The 17,366-nt window shown below is 68.0% G+C and carries 16 protein-coding genes, 1 pseudogene and 1 riboswitch; of the genes and pseudogenes, 15 read left to right on the top strand and 2 right to left on the bottom strand.

The genetic code is table 11. The features are described 5' to 3' along the window. The first annotated feature begins 15 nt into the window (after positions 1–15). From ACFW6D_RS21235 to ACFW6D_RS21220, 4 genes are all read left to right on the top strand, one after another. On the top strand, positions 16–804 hold the full coding sequence (locus tag ACFW6D_RS21235; RefSeq protein ID WP_379330606.1) for an LppM family (lipo)protein: 789 nt from the start codon (positions 16–18) through the stop codon (positions 802–804). 1 nt (position 805) lies between these two features. Next, on the top strand, positions 806–1,978 hold the full coding sequence (locus tag ACFW6D_RS21230) for a glycosyltransferase family 2 protein (protein ID WP_379330604.1): 1,173 nt from the start codon (positions 806–808) through the stop codon (positions 1,976–1,978). Between the two features lie 74 nt (positions 1,979–2,052). After that, complete coding sequence (locus ACFW6D_RS21225) at positions 2,053–2,388, top strand: AbrB/MazE/SpoVT family DNA-binding domain-containing protein (RefSeq protein ID WP_379330602.1); 336 nt, start codon at positions 2,053–2,055, stop codon at positions 2,386–2,388. A gap of 83 nt (positions 2,389–2,471) precedes the next feature. Next, positions 2,472–2,681 (top strand): hypothetical protein, encoded by a 210-nt coding sequence (locus ACFW6D_RS21220; RefSeq protein WP_379330601.1) that lies wholly within the window; start codon positions 2,472–2,474, stop codon positions 2,679–2,681. A 57-nt stretch (positions 2,682–2,738) separates the two neighbouring features. Here ACFW6D_RS21220 and ACFW6D_RS21215 read toward each other — a convergent pair whose 3' ends face one another. Continuing rightward, on the bottom strand, positions 2,739–3,452 hold the full coding sequence (locus ACFW6D_RS21215) for a hypothetical protein (protein ID WP_379330745.1): 714 nt from the start codon (positions 3,450–3,452) through the stop codon (positions 2,739–2,741). Between the two features lie 242 nt (positions 3,453–3,694). Continuing rightward, positions 3,695–3,787, top strand: a riboswitch (SAM riboswitch). Positions 3,788–3,902: 115 nt separating this feature from the next. Here ACFW6D_RS21215 and ACFW6D_RS21210 point away from each other — a divergent pair. From ACFW6D_RS21210 to ACFW6D_RS21165, 10 genes and pseudogenes are all read left to right on the top strand, one after another. After that, positions 3,903–4,199: pseudogene (locus ACFW6D_RS21210) on the top strand (ABC transporter substrate-binding protein); the annotation flags it as partial. Positions 4,200–4,227: 28 nt separating this feature from the next. Continuing rightward, the gene (locus tag ACFW6D_RS21205; protein ID WP_379330599.1) at positions 4,228–5,298 is read left to right on the top strand and encodes an LLM class flavin-dependent oxidoreductase; all 1,071 of its coding nucleotides are present in this window, start codon (positions 4,228–4,230) and stop codon (positions 5,296–5,298) included. Further along, positions 5,295–6,908, top strand: coding sequence for an ABC transporter substrate-binding protein (locus tag ACFW6D_RS21200; protein ID WP_379330597.1), 1,614 nt, complete (start codon positions 5,295–5,297; stop codon positions 6,906–6,908). The genes ACFW6D_RS21205 and ACFW6D_RS21200 overlap by 4 nt, the downstream gene beginning before the upstream one ends. Positions 6,909–7,045: 137 nt before the next feature. Beyond that, positions 7,046–8,020 carry an ABC transporter permease gene (locus ACFW6D_RS21195; RefSeq protein WP_379330743.1) on the top strand — a complete coding sequence of 325 codons (975 nt, stop codon included), beginning with the start codon at positions 7,046–7,048 and terminating at the stop codon, positions 8,018–8,020. Next, positions 8,013–8,909: an ABC transporter permease gene (locus ACFW6D_RS21190; RefSeq protein WP_379330595.1), complete on the top strand. Its 897-nt coding sequence runs from the start codon at positions 8,013–8,015 to the stop codon at positions 8,907–8,909. Before ACFW6D_RS21195 ends, ACFW6D_RS21190 begins: the two co-directional genes overlap by 8 nt. Next, positions 8,906–10,525 carry a dipeptide ABC transporter ATP-binding protein gene (locus tag ACFW6D_RS21185; RefSeq protein WP_379330593.1) on the top strand — a complete coding sequence of 540 codons (1,620 nt, stop codon included), beginning with the start codon at positions 8,906–8,908 and terminating at the stop codon, positions 10,523–10,525. The genes ACFW6D_RS21190 and ACFW6D_RS21185 overlap by 4 nt, the downstream gene beginning before the upstream one ends. After that, a complete protein-coding gene (locus ACFW6D_RS21180) occupies positions 10,522–11,793 on the top strand; it encodes an LLM class flavin-dependent oxidoreductase (protein WP_379330591.1) in 1,272 nt (423 codons plus the stop codon). The genes ACFW6D_RS21185 and ACFW6D_RS21180 overlap by 4 nt, the downstream gene beginning before the upstream one ends. After that, complete coding sequence (locus ACFW6D_RS21175) at positions 11,790–13,154, top strand: NtaA/DmoA family FMN-dependent monooxygenase (RefSeq protein ID WP_379330589.1); 1,365 nt, start codon at positions 11,790–11,792, stop codon at positions 13,152–13,154. The genes ACFW6D_RS21180 and ACFW6D_RS21175 overlap by 4 nt, the downstream gene beginning before the upstream one ends. Then, on the top strand, positions 13,151–13,960 hold the full coding sequence (locus ACFW6D_RS21170) for a DUF1684 domain-containing protein (RefSeq protein WP_379330587.1): 810 nt from the start codon (positions 13,151–13,153) through the stop codon (positions 13,958–13,960). The genes ACFW6D_RS21175 and ACFW6D_RS21170 overlap by 4 nt, the downstream gene beginning before the upstream one ends. Continuing rightward, on the top strand, positions 13,957–15,105 hold the full coding sequence (locus ACFW6D_RS21165) for an LLM class flavin-dependent oxidoreductase (protein ID WP_379330585.1): 1,149 nt from the start codon (positions 13,957–13,959) through the stop codon (positions 15,103–15,105). Before ACFW6D_RS21170 ends, ACFW6D_RS21165 begins: the two co-directional genes overlap by 4 nt. Before the next feature lie 18 nt (positions 15,106–15,123). Here ACFW6D_RS21165 and ACFW6D_RS21160 read toward each other — a convergent pair whose 3' ends face one another. Next, on the bottom strand, positions 15,124–15,600 hold the full coding sequence (locus ACFW6D_RS21160) for a MarR family winged helix-turn-helix transcriptional regulator (RefSeq protein WP_379330583.1): 477 nt from the start codon (positions 15,598–15,600) through the stop codon (positions 15,124–15,126). Between the two features lie 84 nt (positions 15,601–15,684). Between ACFW6D_RS21160 and ACFW6D_RS21155 the strand changes: the two genes are divergently transcribed. Continuing rightward, on the top strand, positions 15,685–17,271 hold the full coding sequence (locus ACFW6D_RS21155) for a DHA2 family efflux MFS transporter permease subunit (RefSeq protein WP_379330581.1): 1,587 nt from the start codon (positions 15,685–15,687) through the stop codon (positions 17,269–17,271). Positions 17,272–17,366: the final 95 nt, after the last annotated feature.

The raw sequence follows: 17,366 nt of genomic DNA, 5'->3' as shown, positions 1-17,366 counted from the left end.
CCTGAGCCTGGCACGATGTCAATCGTGCAGCCGAGTCCCGTCGCCGACATGCCCACTCCTTCACCGCGTCGTCGCGTGCCCGCGCGGCGCGTGGCGGCCGTTGCCGTCCTGCTGGCACTGCTCGTGCCCGCGCTGGCCGGGTGCCTGCGCGTGCAGGTGTCGATGGGGGTGTCGTCGAACGACCGCGTGTCGGGTCGGATCGTCGCCGCGGTGGTGCCGACCGGGCCCGAGGACAAAGGACCACAGCTGAAGTCGCCCGCGCAGTTGGCGTCGAAGGTGCGGGTGGAGAACTACAACCAGGACGGCTACGTCGGCACCCAGGTGTTCTTCGACGATCTGTCCTTCGGCGAGGTCGGCCAGCTCGGCGGGCTGTCGGATCAGACGCAGGGCATGTTCACCCTCGACTTCCAGCGCAGTGGCGATCTGGTGAGTCTCACCGGCCGGGTCGATCTGGAATCGGTGCCGCCACACGGTTCGGACGTGCAGTTCTCCATCGCCTTCCCCGCGCGCGTCGCCAAGACCAACGGCACCCGCGAAACAGCCAACAGCGAGAACACCGTCTCGTGGAAGCTGCCCGCCGGTGAGGTGTCGACCCTGCGCGCCGAGGTGAAATACGCCGACCCCAACACCCGCTCGTTCGCGGGCTGGGCCGGCATCGTCGGCGGTATCACCCTCGCGGTGGCCGCGCTGATCGCCGGGCTGGCGTTCCGCGACCGCAACCCCGCCCCACCGCACGCCCCCCGTGGCGGCTTCTCCCCCTCCGAGATGTGGCGCGAGATCTCCAGCCGCAGACTGGGCCGCTGACATGGGCGCGGCGGCTCGCTACCTGACCTGGGCAGGCACCGGCCTCGCCGCGCTCGGCGCGAGCACCGCCGCCTACAACCTGCTCACCCTGCGCACCCTGCCGCGCGGCGTCGCGGGCGTGATCGAACCGGTCACGGTCTGCGTGCCAGCCCGCGACGAAGCCGAGCACCTACCCGCCCTGATCGCCGACCTGCGCGCCCAGACCGGTGTCCCCCGCCTGCACGTGCTGATCCTCGACGACGCCTCCACCGACGGCACCTACGACGCCGCACTGACCGCGATCGCCGGCGACGAACGCTTCACCGTGCTCCGCTCCGCCGCCCACCCCGCCCCCGGCTGGACCGGCAAAGCAGCAGCGTGCGCCCGCCTCGCCGCCCGCACCGACGCGGCAGCCCTGGTCTTCGTCGACGCCGATGTGCGCCTCGCACCCCACGCCGTCGCAGCGGCGGTCACCGAATTACGCAGGCGCGGAGCAGGTTTGGTCTCGGCCTGGCCGATCCAGGAAGCCGGTTCGCCCACCGAACGCCTGGTCCAGCCCCTGCTCGCCTGGTCATGGGCATCAACCCTGCCCGTAGGCCCCTCCAACCACAGCCTGCGCCCCTCCACCGCCGTAGCCTGCGGCCAGTTCCTCGCCGTCGACGCCGAGGCCTACCGCGCCGCAGGCGGCCACGCAGCCGTAGCCGCCAGCGCCACCGAAGACCTCGACCTGGCCCGCTCGATCCGCCGAGTAGGCCACCGCACCGCTCTGGTCACCGCAGGCCCCGCAGCGAGCACCCGAATGTACACCGGCACAACCGAACTCACCGACGGCTACACCCGCTGGCTCTGGTCCGCCTACGGCGGCCGCCGCGACACCGGCGCAGCCATAGGGATCCTCGCCACCCTCGCCTACTGGATCCCCCCACTGGCCGCCCTACTCGGCCGCGGCCGAACCCGCCGCGCGGGAATCCTCGGCTACCTGGCCGCAGTCACCAGCCGCCTCACCGCCCGCACCATCGAAACCCGCCGCCCCCCGACACCTTCCGACCTAGCCTCAGCCCTGGCCCACCCGGTAGCAGTAGCCCACTACCTATCCCTGTGGACCCGCTCCCACCACCGCCACCAAACCGGCCGCCTCCGCTGGAAGCAGCGCCCCCTGGTCGCTCCCGACGAGGCCATCGCCCGCCGCGCCTGACCGAGTACCAGCTTGTCGACACAATTGGCGGCCGTCGACTTCTGTAGCACCGTAGCACCGTGCTACACTGTGGCATGACCGCGATGAACATCCGTGCACGCATCCGAGGCAGTCGCCATCAAGTGACTCTGCCTCAGGAAATCCGTGCCGTGCTGCATGTTCGCGAGGATGACGAACTGGAATTCACGGTCAACGAGGCTGGTGATGTCACGGTGCGCGGCTATCGGTCGATCCCGGTCGATCAGGCATGGTTCTTTACCCCGGAATGGCAGCGCAAAGAGCAAGAAGCTGACCAGGAACTGGCCGCGGGCGTCCCGCACGAGGTCTTCGAAGATGGTGACTCGTTCTTGCGAGGACTGGCTGCCTCCGCAGGCATCGACCTGGCCGAGATCCAGCCCGAGCGGCACTGATGCCCACCTATGCCTGGTTGACGCTCTTCACCCGAGATTGGCAAAAGTTGACTCGCGATCAGCAAGTAGCCTTCCTACGATCGGTGTCGATCCTGGTCGAAGATCTGCGCGCCGGAGCCGGGTTCCGCCCTGGACTGCGCGTCAAGAAGATGAAGGGCTACGACAACATCTGGGAGATGACGTGGGCGCCTGACGGGCGCGCGACGTTCAGTTACGGCGACTCGGTGACGACGGGTGAGGCCCATGTGATCTGGCGGCGAATAGGCACCCACGACATCTTCACCGCTCCATAAGCGAACGACTGTTGCCACGGCGGGTACCTCAACCGAGCGGACGGCGCCCGGCAGGTTTCAAGGAACCTCAGTGATGCCGACGGTCGGAAAGAAGAAGCACGACCGCCCCGCGTTGTCAGTGGTTCCGAAGACGGCAGCCAGCACAGTGCCACGCCCAGTGTCCACAGGCACCGCACGCACACCACCGACGGGAACAGCGGCGAAGAGAAAGTCGCGAATCGCGTTTTCAGCCAGCGGCCGCAGTTCTACAGGAACCTCGGGCGGAACCATCGCCCGAACGAGGTCGGCAATGGGCCCCATCGAAGCCATCCCACCCCGTCCGGTGCTGATATTGAGCCACGCCACCTGCATCCCGGAGGTCTTCGTAGCAGCAGTGTCGGGAGCGAGTCCATAGGGCAGGAACGTGAACAACGTCTGCCCGGACTTCACCGCGGACAGGTCGAGTCCCGGAGTGGGCAGCGTGTTCGTCGGCCACGGACCCGGCACCGCACCCGCGACCGCCGGGACGAGCCCCGCGCCGTCACCGGTGCAGTTCGCCGCAACCGTCGGATAGAGGAACGGCTGAATACCCATGGCTTTCAGCGTCTCGACGACGGTCCGGTAGGCGCCGAGCAGGTCGCCCGGGCCCGCGGCTGGAGTGGCGTTCGGCGCGTCCCTGGTGACGGCGGGCGTCACCGGCGCGGCCGGTTCAGCGGTGGCCGACGGCGCGGTCAGCAGCAACGCGGCGGCGCAGGCCGTCAGCGCGGTCAGTGTGGTGGAACGACGCCCCATGTTCACGACGTACTCCTCATCGACGCAGAGAAGGCCGACGCTACCGCGTGCGATGGGTGAATCGGGCAAGGTGAAGTAACCGGGGGTTCGGCGCGTCGCAATCTCCCAGCGAACCGAACCGGGGCAATTGTGGCTGCCCCGGCGGCCGGTTCCAACCCCTGCGCTCACGCTGATTTCTACCGTTGCGACCACGACACCTGTGTCACATGCTGATTCAGCTCGGGCCGCGAGGCAGGCGAGCACAACCATCCAGAGCGACCGAGAGACCCGGCTCTACGACGTCGCAGCAACCCGCCCTTCGAGGGTGCGGGTGCTTCTGCCGGGATCGATGGAGGAGTTTTTCGTGCTGACCGCGTCCACTGTCTCCGGCGTCGAGACCGCCCCGCTGGGCGATGCTCCGCCCGCTGGTGCCGCCGACGACCTCCCCCGGATCGCCGGTTCCTGGCACCCTCCAAGCGCCTCGACGGCTACCTCGGGCCGAACCCGTCCGGTGTCTATCACTCGACGACCACAGGCGAAACCAAGCTCATCGCCACCTTTTCCGGTGCCGGTGACGCCCTGCAAGGCGAGATCGCGGTGCTCACCAAGAAGAACAGCGGCCTCAACACCGCCGTCCACAAGGCCCTCGTCGATGCCATCGCCGACGGCAGCTATCAGAAGGTCCCCGATCGCTGGGGGCTGGATTCGGAGAAGGTCACCGAGTCGCGCATCAACCCGCCCGGTCTGCCGAAGAAGCCCGCCGCATGAGTTCGTTCGAGAGATCAGGAGCACGGGCATGAAATTCCTGCTGATGACACTGATCACCCGGGTGCCCGACCCGGTCACCGGTGTGGTCCCGACAACGCGTGACGGCCTGCACGAAGTGATCGAACAGGCAAGGCGCGCCGAAGAATTCGGTTACGACGGATTCGCGGTCGGTGAGCGGCACGAGGACCCGTTCCTGTCCGGCGCTCCCCCGGTGGTACTGAGCCATATCGCCGCGGTCACCACGCGGATCAGCCTGTTCACCGCGGTCACCACCTTGAGCCTGCTCGATCCGGTGCGCGCGTTCGAGGACTACTCCACGCTCGACAACCTGTCCGAGGGCAGGCTCGAGCTGATCATCGGCAAGGGCAACGGGGCGGCGCAAGCGCAGCTCTATCACGTCACCACCGAGGACCAGTGGGAGCGCAATCGTGAAGGGTACGAACTCTTTCGGGCGCTGTGGGACAGCGAGGAGGTGACGTGGTCGGGCCAATTTCGGCCGTCACTCACCGCGGCCAAGGCGCTCCCGCGACCGTTGCAGCCGCGCGTGCGGATCTGGCACGGCAGTGCGACGAGCCGGGAGTCGGTGGAACTGGCCGCGCGCCACGGTGATCCGGTGTTCTCGGCGAATGTCACCCATCCGATCGAGCCGTATGCCGAGCTGATCCGCCACTATCGCGAACAGTGGGCGCACTACGGTCACAACCCGGCTGACGCCTTGGTCGGGGCGGGCACGGCGGGTTTCCATGTCGCGCGGACCTCGCAGGAGGCCGTCGAGGTGTTCCGGCCGCTCTACGAGGCACGGACCGCCTTGCAGCGCAAGGTCGGCAATCCGGTCGTGTTCGAGACCGTCGAAGATTTCATCGCCCGATCGTCGGCGCTGGTCGGTAGTGCGGAGCAGGTGATCGACAAGGTCGGCCGTTATCACGAGCAGTTCGGGCACGAGGTGATCCACCTGTCCGCCGAACGCGACGGCCGCACCGAAGCCGACTACCTGGGCAGTCTCGAGCTGTTCCAGGCCGAGGTGGCGCCCGAGCTGCGCCGCCGCATTCCGAGCCGTCCGCTGGCCGCAGGTCGCCAATTGTCTGGAGTTACCTCGTGATTCGACATCGTCTCTCCGCGTTCGCCGGTGTGTTCGCCGCCGCGACCACTGTGGTGGCGTGCGGGAGCGGCACCGGCGATCAGGGCGGCCAGGCCGGTCCGCCGCAGCCCGGCGGCACTCTGCGCTACGGGCTCTCGCAGGCGCCCACCTGCTCGGATCCGGCGCAGGCCGGCTCGAACCAGACCATCTATGTGACCCGCCAGATCGTCGATTCGCTGACCGACCAGGATCCGAAGACCGGGGCCATCACGCCGTGGCTGGCCGAAAGCTGGGAGGTCAGCCCGGACTCGAAGGTCTTCACGTTCAAGCTGGCCGACGGGGTGAGCTTCAGCGACGGAACCCCGCTGACCGCCGACTCGGTGCGCGACACCTTCGACGCGGTGATCGAACTCGGCGGGGCGAAGGCTCCGCTCGGTGCGAGCTATCTCACCAACTATGTCGGCACCACGGCCGTCGACAAGCTCACCGCCCGAGTCGAATTCAGTCAGCCCAACGCGCAGTTCCTCCAGGCCTCCTCGACATCGCAGCTCGGCATCCTGAGCCAGTCGACCAATGCCAGACCATCGGAGGCTCGCTGCGCTGGTGACACCATCGGCAGCGGACCGTTCACCTACGCCGAGTGGAAGCAGGACACCTCCGCCACACTGGCCAAGCGTGCCGGATACCACTGGGGTTCAGCCGTTTTCGCACACAAGGGTGAGGCCTACCTGGATCGGATCGAGTTCACCGTCGTTCCGGAATCCGGGGTGCGCACCGGCAGCCTGGCATCGGGCCAGCTCGACGCGATCAGCGACGCACTGCCACAGGACGCACCGCAGATCGAAGCGACCGGCGGCCGGGTGCTGTCCACCTCCAACCCGGGCACTCCGTTCGGCTTCTCCCTCAATGTGACTCGTGGCCCGCTGCGAGATCCAGCGGTGCGCCAAGCGCTACTCCCCGCACTGGATCGCCAGCAGCTCGTCGACACCGTCCTCGGCCCACAGTTCAGAACCGCCACCTCGAGCTTGGCCGCGACGACCCCCGGCTACACGGATCTGTCGGCCGAACTGGCCTACGACCCGGCCAAGGCGAAGTCGATCCTCGAGCAGGCCGGCTGGGTACCCGGCCCCGACGGCATCAGGACAAAAGCCGGTGAGCGGCTGAGCTTTTCGGTGACCTTCAGCCAGGTTTTCGCGGGCAATCAGGCGATCCTGGAATTGGTGCAGCAGCAGTTGCGACAGGTGGGCGTCGAACTGAAGCTCGACCTGGTGTCGACGCCGGAGTGGACGGCGCGGCAGAACGCCAAGGACTTCGATTCGAATTACGGCAACAACACCCGCGCCGACGGCGACATCTTGCGCACGTCGTTTTCCCTGACCGGACGCAATCTCAATGCGCGGGGCCCGATTCCGGAGCTCGATGAGGCTCTCGACAAGCAGCTGGCCACCAGCGATCCCGCAGCACGAGCGGAACTGATCAAAACCGCGCAGCGGTTGATCCTCGCCAACGGGCTCTCCATCCCCACGATCGAGCTGTCCCAGGCGATCGGCGCAGCCTCGCATACGCAGGATCTGAAGTTCGAGGCCTCGGCTCGACTGCAGTTCTTCGACACCTGGTTGAGCGGGCACTGATGAGCGCCTCGGACGGGGATTCACGGGACGGGCGCGCGGCGAGTGGAGGTGTTCGCGGCGGTCTCCAGGGTCGGCGCGTCGTTCCACGCCTCAGTCCGGGCCGCACGAACTCGGCAGGCAGTGGCACTGCTCGATACCTGGGTTCGCGTGTATTGCAGGCGATCTGGGTGTTGTGGGCGGCATTCACGATCTCGTTCGTGGTGCTGTACCTGCTCCCCGCGGATCCGGTGTCGATGGCGGCCGACAGCGCTGGCACCGGCACGCCGGTCGACCAGGCGGCGGTCGCCGAGATGCAAGCTCGCTACGGGTTGGACAAGCCGCTGTGGGAGCAATACGTGACCGCGCTGGGCAATGCCGTCACCGGCGATCTCGGCCGTTCCATCAACACCGGTCAGCCGGTGACCGAAGCTCTCGCTGACGCGCTGCCGTCAACGCTCGGACTAACCGCTCTCGCACTGCTTTTCGCGATCATCGGCGGGACAGTACTGGCCTTCGCCGCCACCTACACACGGCGACCGTGGTTGCGCAACACACTGAGCGCGCTTCCCCCACTGGGCGTTTCGGTACCGACGTTCTGGACCGGCCTGCTCCTGCTGCAACTGTTCTCGTTCCGCCTGCACTGGTTCCCAGCCTTCGGCGGCACCGGACTACGCGGCACCCTGCTGCCCGCGCTGACGCTGGCGCTGCCGATCGGTGCGGTGCTGGCCCAGGTGCTGGCCGCCGGGCTGGAACAGACCTGGCGGCAGCCGTTCACGGAGGTGGCGCTGGCCAAGGGGGCATCGCGGTGGTGGGTGCAGCGCCGCCATATCGCCCGGCTGGCGAGCGTGCCCGCGTTCACCATCGCCGGGGTGCTGGTGGGCACCATGCTGGCCGGGTCGGTGGTGGTGGAGTCGGTGTTCGCCCGGGCGGGCGTCGGCAGGCTCACCCAGACTTCGGTGCTCAATCAGGACATCCCCGTCGTCCAAGGGGTGGTGCTGCTCTCGGCGCTGATCTTCGTGGCGGTGAATCTGGCGGTCGATCTGCTCTACCCGCTGCTCGATCCGCGCATCACCGGAACGCGCCAACCTACTCGGACTCGCACCACCGATACCGAAGGGAGCGACCATGGTTGACGTTCTTGTTCGACGTGAGGCAGTCGCTGATCGACCCGCCTCGACATCCGGCTCCGCGCGCGGGTTTCGCGGTGCCCAACTTCTCCGCTGGACGCGCGGACATCTCGGACTCGTGCTCGCCGGTGTAGTGCTCGTGCTCGCCGTCGGGTGGGCGGTGACGCCGTCGGTGTTCGCCTCCGGTGATCCGCTGACCGGGGTGCCCGCGGAGAAATTCCAGGCGCCCAGCGCGGCGCACTGGTTCGGCACCGACAATCTCGGGCGCGACCTGTACACGCGCATGGTCCACGGTGCGGGGCTCTCGCTCACCGCCACGCTCACCGCGGTCGGGATCGCCCTGGTCGTCGGATCGGCGCTCGGGCTGCTGTCCGGCGCGGCGGGCGGCATCGTCGACACCGCGATCATGCGGGTTGTCGATGTGCTGCTGTCGATTCCGTCGCTGTTGCTCGCGCTGGCACTGGTCACCGCGCTCGGCTTCGGCACCCGCAATGTGGCTGTCGCCGTGGGTGTGTCGTTGATCGCGAACTTCGCGCGGGTGATGCGTTCGGAGGTGTTGCGGGTGCGGCACGCGCCCTATGTCGAGGCCGCGCACGCATCTGGGGTGCGCTGGTACGCGGTGCTCGTCCGGCACATCATGCCCAATTCGTTCCAGCCCGTACTCGCCTTGGCCGCAGTCGAATTCGGCATAGCGGTGCTGGCGGTGTCCTCACTCAGTTTCCTCGGTTACGGCACCAAACCGCCTACCCCCGAATGGGGTTCGCTGATTTCGGAGGGCCGCAATTTCCTCGCCTCCGCCTGGTGGCTGACCACCTTGCCCGGTCTGGTCATCGTCGCCGTGGTGCTGTCGGCCCAGCGTCTCGGCCGCTTCGCAGGAAGGACCACGTCACGATGAGCGTTCCTCTGCTTCGAGTCGACGACTTGCACATCGACTACCGGGTCGGCGCGGGCGCTGTCACCGCACTCGATGGTGTGTCGGTCACGGTGGCCCGCGGGGAGGTCGTCGCCCTCGTCGGGGAGTCCGGCTCGGGGAAGTCCACGTTGGCGCACGCGGTGATCGGGCTCCTCGGTGCGTCGGCGCACATCACCTCGGGCCGGATCGAATTCGGCGGCGAGCAGGTCGATCCCGACGACGAGAAGACGTTGCGGCGACTGCGGGGCGCACGGGTGGGGTTCGTCCCGCAGGATCCTGGCCTTTCGCTGAATCCGGTACTGCGGGTGGGCGATCAGGTGGCGGAGGCCCTGCTCGTACATCGGCTGGCCGACCGGCGCGGGGCCGCGCTGCAGGCTCTGGATCTGCTCGAGGAAGTCGGGCTGGACCGCCCGGAGGTTCGGGCCAGGCAGTACCCGCACGAGTTGTCCGGTGGGCAGCGACAGCGAGTGCTGATCGCCATCGCACTGGCCTGCGGGCCAGAGCTGATCATCGCCGACGAACCCACCAGCGCGCTCGACGCGACAGTTGCGCGGCAGGTCCTGGACCGGCTGGCCGAACGCACCGCCGCGCGGGGGACTGCGGTCCTGCTGATCACCCACGACCTGGCCGTCGCCGCCGAGCGGGCCGACCGGCTGGTGGTGCTCGAACACGGCCGGGTCGTCGAATCCGGTGCCACCGCACAGGTTCTGCACCACCCGGCACAGCCCTACACCCAGCGACTGTTGGCAGCCTCGCCCGCCCTGTCCCCTACCGAGTTCCGGCCCCTGCGATCCAGAGCGGAAGCACCTTTGCTGTCAGTTCGCGCCTTGCACAAACGATTCCATGCGGGATCGGGCACCATCACCGCCGTCGACGACGTCGAGTTCAGTCTCGACCGTGGCGAAACCCTTGCGCTGGTAGGCGAATCCGGCTCAGGCAAGTCCACGACGGCACGGATCGCGGTGCGACTCACCGAAGCCGACAGCGGGACCGTCACCTTCGACGGTCACAACCTCACCAGCGTCCGCCGCAAGCAGTTGCGCGCCCTGCGCCAACGATTCCAGGTGGTGTATCAGAACCCGTACTCCTCCCTCGATCCGCGCTGGGATGTCGCCGACATCATCGCCGAACCACTGCGCGCCTACGGCGTCGGCGACCGTGCGAGACGGGTCACCGAACTACTCGAACAAGTTGCGCTCCCAGCGGCTTTCACCACCCGAAAGCCCGCGGAACTGTCCGGCGGACAACGACAACGGGTGGCGATCGCCCGCGCACTGGCCCTGCGTCCCGACCTACTGGTACTCGACGAGCCGGTGTCCGCGCTCGACGCCTCCGTGCAGGCGCAGATCCTCGACCTGCTCGACGACCTGCAAACCGGACTCGCCCTCGGCTACCTGTTCATCTCCCACGACCTGGCCGTTGTGCGCCGGATCAGTGACCGGGTCGCGGTGATGCGCCACGGTCGCATCGTCGAAACCGGCCCCACCGCAACCTTGTTCACCGATCCACAGCACCCCTACACCAGGGAGCTGCTCGCGGCGATCCCCACGCCCGGTACCCGGATCGACCCCCTCGACGGAAAGGACCTCACCCGATGAGCGAGCCAAGCCTGTTCCTCGGCCTCGAAACAGCAGGCACCGGAATACATCCCGCGTCCTGGCGGCGGGCCGACTCCGGCGCCGAAGACCTGTTCACGGCCGATTACTGGACCCACGTGGTCACCGAGGCCGAGCAGCTCGGGTTCGACGCCGTCTTCCTGCCCGACTCGTTCGGCATCCAATCCGGTGGCGCGGCCGTGACCCGGGGAAGGCTCGACGCCGTCGCCATCGCGGCCCGCACCGCCCCACTGACCAGCCACATCGGCCTGATCCCGCAGGTGCCGGTGACCCACACCGAACCGTTCCACGTGTCCAAGGCGGTGACCGCGCTCGACTTCGCGAGTCTCGGTCGTGCGGGCTGGGAGGTGACGGTGTCCACGGCCGAGTCGAAGGCGTTCGGGCGCAAGGATGTTCAGGATTCGACGTCGCTGTGGCAGGAGGCCGACGAAGCGGTCGAGGTGGTGACCCGGCTGTGGGACAGCTGGGAGGACGACGCCGAGATCCGCGACGTGCCCACCGGCCGGTTCATCGACCGCGACCGCCTGCACTACATCGACTTCGTCGGCGAGCACTTCTCGGTCAAAGGCCCGTCGATCACGCCCCGCTCGCCCCAGGGCCAGCCGATCGTCACGATCCACGCCGACGACGAGGCATCGACCGAGGTCGCCGTTCACCGCGCCGACCTCATCCGCATCACCGCCCCGGATCTCGCCACCGCCCGCGAACGCCGCATCGCCTTGCGCGCCGCCATCGCCGGCGCAGGGCGCGATCCCGACACCGTGCGGATTCTGCTGGATCTTCCTGTCCACCTGGCGGATTCGGTAGAGGGCGCGCAGGCGGATGTAGGTGAGCTCGCCGGGTGGGCTGAACAGGCGGACGGCCCGCGCCGCGCGGACGACCGACACGGTGCCCCGTCGACAACCGGTGACGATTCGCCTTCGCTCCGTCATGTCGGCACTGCCGACGAACTCGACGAACTGCTCGCAGACATCGCACGGAACAAGATCGCCGACGGTGCGGTGTTGCGCCCCTTGGCACTCCCGGCCACGCTGCGCGCGATCGCCGCTCATAGACGTTCGGTTCTCCCGCCGACAACCACGTCGTACGTGGACGCGGCGACCGAGCCTGCGCCTCAGCGCGATTCCGCGCACGAGTCGGGCGTGGTCCCGTCGCTCGCAGCCGCTGCCGGTCGACCCGCGACCCTGCGTGACCACCTGGGTCTCCCCCGCCCCGCCAGCCGATACGCCACGACAGGAGCAGCGCTGTGACCTCGAAACCACGAAAGCTTGTCCACCTCGCCGCGCACTTCCCCGGCGTCAACAACACCACCGTCTGGGCCGATCCGGCCTCGAAATCGCAGGTCGACTTCGCCTCCTTCGAGCATCTGGCGCGCACCGCCGAACGTGGCCTGTTCGACTTCTTCTTCCTGGCCGAGGGGCTGCGGTTGCGCGAGCATCGCGGCCGGATCCACGACCTGGATGTGGTGGGCAGGCCCGACACGTTCACCGTGCTCAACGCGGTGGCGGCGGTGACCCAGCGGCTCGGGCTGGCGGGCACCATCAACAGCACCTACAACGAACCGTTCGAGGTGGCCAAGCAGTTCGCCTCGCTCGATCATCTCTCCGGTGGCCGGGCCGCGTGGAACGTGGTCACGTCCTCGGATGCGTTCACGGGTGAGAACTTCCGGCGCGGCGGCTACCTCGACTACAGCGAGCGGTATCGGCGCGCGGAAGAGGTCGTCGCCGCGACCAGGGCGCTGTGGGACAGCTGGCCCATCGATTCGCTGGTGATCGATCGGGAACGTGGGGTCTTCGCCCGCGAGATTCCCGAAACATCCTTCCGCAGTTCACAGTTCGACTTCACGGCGCCATTCGTCGTGCCGCCGAGCCCGCAGGGGCATCCGGTGTTGTTGCAGGCGGGCGATTCCGACGAAGGCCGCGAGTTCGGCGCGAAAACCGCCGATGCGATCTTCACCGGGCACGGCACCCTCGAATCCGGCCAGAAGTTCTACGCCGACGTGAAGGGCCGCCTGGCGAAATACGGTCGCGCACAGGGCGATCTGCTGGTGCTGCCCGCAGCCACGTTCGTCCTCGGCGACACCACCGACGACGCGCACGAGCGAGCTCGCGAAATCCGCTACCAGCAGGTGAGCCCGCAGACCGCGATCGCCTTCCTCGAACAGGTCTGGGGCCGTGACCTTTCCGGCTACGACCCCGACGGCCCACTGCCCGACGTCGAACCCGACGCTGCCGCCGAGATCACCCGCGGCCGGGTCAGGCACACGAAAGATCCACTGGCCGTGGCGAAAGCGTGGCGCGAGAAGGCGGCGGCGGAAAAGCTGAGCATCCGTGAGCTCATCATCGAGGTCACCGCCCGCCAGCAGTTCATCGGCACGCCCGCCCAGGTCGCCGAACAGATCGACCACTACGTGCAGTCCGATGCCGCCGACGGTTTCATCCTCGTCCCGCACCTGACCCCCGCCGGACTCGACGATTTCGTCGACAAGGTGGTCCCCGAACTGCAGGAACGCGGCAGTTTCCGCACCGAGTACACCGGCACCACCCTGCGCGACCACCTCGGTCTGCGCCACCCCAACCACACCGTCGCCGAAGGAGCACGCGCATCATGACCATCACCGTCGAAAACCTCAGCACCACCGCCACATTCGCCGACGAGTGGTCGCGCTGGCACGAGGCCCGCGAGGACGGCCTGCGCGATCCGCTTGGCTGGCTCAGCCTGGCCGGGCTGCACTGGCTCACCGACAGCCCGCAGCGTCTGGACGGCGTCCCCGGCACCTGGTGGGTCACCGACGAGAAGGTGTTCATCACTGCCCAGCCCGCCGACCGGCTCGATGTGGACGGCGAGCGGATCGCCGGTGTGCGGATCGTGAGGCCGGTGGAGGGCGCGCCGGGGGTGAGCGTGCTCAAGGAGGAGAAGGTCCTCGAAGTGATCCGGCGCTCCGGGCAGTACGCGGTGCGCGTGCACGATCCGGCCGCGCCGACCCTCACCGCGTTCACCGGGGTCGCCGCCTATCCGGCCGACCCGCGCTGGGTCGTGACCGGGCGTTTCACCGCCTTCGAGCAGGCACGCACGGTCACCACCGGCGCCGTGGTCGACGGGCTGGAACACCACCACAGCGCCGCGGGGATCATCGAGTTCCGGATCGGCGACAGCCACGAGGCACTGCTCGCCTTCGGCGCCCCCGACGATCTGAAGGTACTGTTCACCGACGCCACCAGCGGCGTCACCACCTACCCGGCCGCCCGCTCGCTCGCCGTCGGGGCGGTCGGGGCCGACGGCACCGTCACCCTCGACTTCAACCGGGCCGTGAACCTACCGTGCGCGTTCACCGACTTCGCCACCTGCCCGGTGGCGCCACGCGAGAACCGGCTGCGCGTGGCGATCGAAGCGGGAGAACAGGATCCGAAGCTATGAGCGTACCGCTGTCGATCCTCGACCTTTCACCGATCAGCGAAGGGTCGAATGCCGCACAGGCATTGCGCAACACCATCGACCTGGCACGCCATGCCGAGCAGTGGGGGTACCGCCGATACTGGTTGGCCGAGCACCATTTCGTGTCGGTGGCGAGTTCGTCGTCGCTGACCCTGCTCGGGCTGGTCGCCGCGGCCACCTCGCGCATCCGGGTCGGGACCGGTGCGGTGCAGGTGGGCCACCACACGTCGGCCTCGATCGTGGAGGCGTTCGGCACCGTCGACGCCCTGCATCCGGGGCGACTCGATCTGGGTCTCGGCCGGTCAGGACATCGACGCAGCCAGTTCGGCGCCGCCGCGGCCACGACCAAGGGCGGGCATCCGATCCTCGACACGGTGACCGGGCGCACCCAGATCCGCGACGGCGTCGTGGTGCCACCACCTTTCGATCCGCGCCGGGTCACCGACCGCTCGAAGTTCCTCGCGTCGATCGAGGCGCTGCAGCAACCGGGCGCGGAGTCGCTCAACTTCGCGGACCAGGTCGCCGAGGTTCAGGCGCTGCTCGACGGCCGCTACTTCACCTCCAATGGTGTTGAGCTGCACGCGGTTCCGGGGGAAGGTATCGACACCGAGCTGTGGTTGTTCGGCAGTTCGGCGGGCGAGAGCGCGGAGCTGGCCGGTGCCTGGGGTTTGCCGTTCGCGGCGGCTTATCACGTTGCTCCCGGCACCGCGCTGGACGCGGTCGCGGCGTATCGGGCGGCGTTCCGACCTTCGGAGCTGCTGGCCGAACCGCACGTCATCGTGTCGGCGGATGTCGTGGTGGCCGCCGACGACGACACCGCCCGCCACCACGCGAGCACCTACGGGCACTGGGTGCACAGCATCCGCAGCGGCGGCGCGGCCGAATACCCCGACCCCGCAACAGCGTCCCCGCTCACCCCGGACCAGCTCCGCCTGGTCGACGACCGCCTGGCCGCCCAGATCGTCGGCTCCCCCGCCACCGTGGTGGAGCGGCTCGATGCCCTCCAAAAGGTCACCGGCGCAGACGAACTCCTCATCACCACCATCACCCACGACCACGCCGACCGTCTCGAATCCCACCGTCTCCTGGCCGACGCCTGGGGGCTGCGAGCCGCCCGCGCCGCCTGACAACCGAGGGCGTCCCGACTACGGGGCGCCCTCGGTCTGTCCGTCCATCGCCGTGCGCAGCCGCCCGAGCAACCGCTCGAACTCCGCGAGTTGGGCGGGCTCGTAGTCGGCCAGGATCGCGTCCTGCTCGGCATTGATCGGGCGGAAGAACTCGTCGGCCAGCCGTCGCGCGTTCTCGCTGCACCGCAATGTCACCACCCGCCGATCGGCGTGCTCGCGACTGCGGGTGATGTATCCGGCCTGCTCCAGCCGGTTCAGCAGGGTCGTCATCGCTCCCGATGTCAGCGTGATCCGCTTGCTCAACAGCGCGGGCGAGAGCGGCTCGGCGGCCTGTTCGGCGGCCGCGATCTCCATCAGCGCGAAGGCGTCGGTGGAGTGCACGCCCAAGGTTTCGGCGAATCGGCGGCCCAGTTCGGTGAAGCTCGCGCCGTAGTCGATGAGGCCCGCGGCGAGCCGCTGCCGCCGCATCGCGACATCGGATGTCTGCTCCACCATCTCGTCCTCTCGTCGACCGCTCGATTGACAACTTACCGCCCGCCATTTACCTTCATCGTAAAGTAACTTCATGACGGAGGTATAGTGCGGACAGAAACCGAGACTCCAACGCTGCGCTTGTGGTTGGGGCTGATCGCCGTCTCGCTCGGCGTCGCGTTGATCGTGGTCGATCTGACGATCGTGAACGTGATCCTCGCGCCGATCGTCGACGACCTGGGGATCACCTCGATTCAGGCGCAGTGGATCCAGGAGTCGTATGCGATCGTTTTCGCGGCATTACTGCTGGTCGCCGGTCGACTCAGCGACCTCTACGGCGCGCGCAAGCTGTTCCTGATCGGGTTGATCGTGTTCGGCGCCACCAGCCTGCTCGCCGCGCTCGCCCCGAACGGCGGACTGCTCATCGCGGCCCGCTTCCTGCAGGGCGTCGGCGGGGCGATGATCCTGCCGACCTCCCTCGCCCTGGTGAACGCGGCATTCACCGGCAAGGCGCGCGGGCAGGCCTTCGCGATCTGGGGATCCACGATCGGCGCGGCCGCGGCGGTGGGCCCGCTGCTCGGCGGGTGGCTCGCCGACTTCTCGTGGCGCTGGGCGTTCGGCATCAACATTCCCGCGGTCGCGCTGATCATGGTGGCCGTGCTGGCCTACCTGCCCGCCACTGCGACCAACACCGGTCGCGTCGATTGGCTCGGGGCTGCCCAGTCCGCACTCGGCCTCGGCCTGCTCTCTTTCGCCATGATCGAGGGGCGGCACTACGGCTGGCTGATGGTGACCGAACCGCTGCAGGTGGGTGAATTCGTCTGGCGCAGTGGGCCTTCGCCAGTTCTCGTCGCGTTCCTCGGCGCCGCACTCGTGCTCGGATTGTTCTGGCGCAGGCAGGCGATGCTCGGGCGCGCCGGTGGTGAACCACTGGTGGATGTGCGGTTGTTCTCGATCGATTCGTTCCGCAAGGGCAATGTGGTGACGCTGATCGTCGGGCTCGGCGAGTTCGGGATCATCGCGGTGTTGCCGTTGTGGATGCAGTTCGCGCTCGGGTACACCGCATTCCAGGCCGGGCTCGCGCTGGTGCCGTTGGCGATCGGCAGTTTCGTCGCCAGCGGCGCGAGTTTCTCACTGACAGCGTCGGTTTCGGCCCTGGGGCAGGTCAGGATCGGGTTGTTCCTGGAAGCGCTCGGCTTGGCGATGCTCGGTCTGTTCGCCGCGGCGGACAGTAGTTGGTGGTCGATCGCGCTCGCCCTGTTCGTCTACGGCATCGGTGTCGGCTTCGCGACCGCGCAGGTCACCAATGTGGTGCTCGCCGACGTGCCCGGTGAAAGCGCGGGGCAGGGGTCGGGAATCCAAAGCGCCGCCCGCGAACTCGGCTCGGCACTCGGCATCGCCGTCCTCACCACGCTGTATTTCAGCACCCTCGGGGCAGACCTGAGTGATCGTCTGGCCGACTCGGGGCTGCCCGAATCCGAGGTCGACCAACTGTCGTCCACCGTCACCGACAGCGCGGGCTCGGTGATCCCAGCCTTCGCCGAGAACCCTGAAACGCTCCCCGTCGCGGAAGCGGCTCGTGCGGCCATGGCGGCAGGCATCGAAGTAGCGAGCTACTTGTGCGCCGGGCTTCTCATCCTCGCCTTGGCGACAACCGCCTTCGTCAAACCCGCGAAACAAGCAGCGACACAATAGTTCCCACAACACGTGGCGGCCATGGAATCTCCCGTGGCCGCCACGCCGCATTCGTCACATCTTCCCCATCTATACGTAGCCGTATATCAGCGGTA

The organism is Nocardia sp. NPDC058705, assembly GCF_042749305.1.
In the GTDB taxonomy this organism is placed as follows: domain Bacteria; phylum Actinomycetota; class Actinomycetes; order Mycobacteriales; family Mycobacteriaceae; genus Nocardia.
This window is presented reverse-complemented; position numbering and strand designations above follow the sequence as displayed.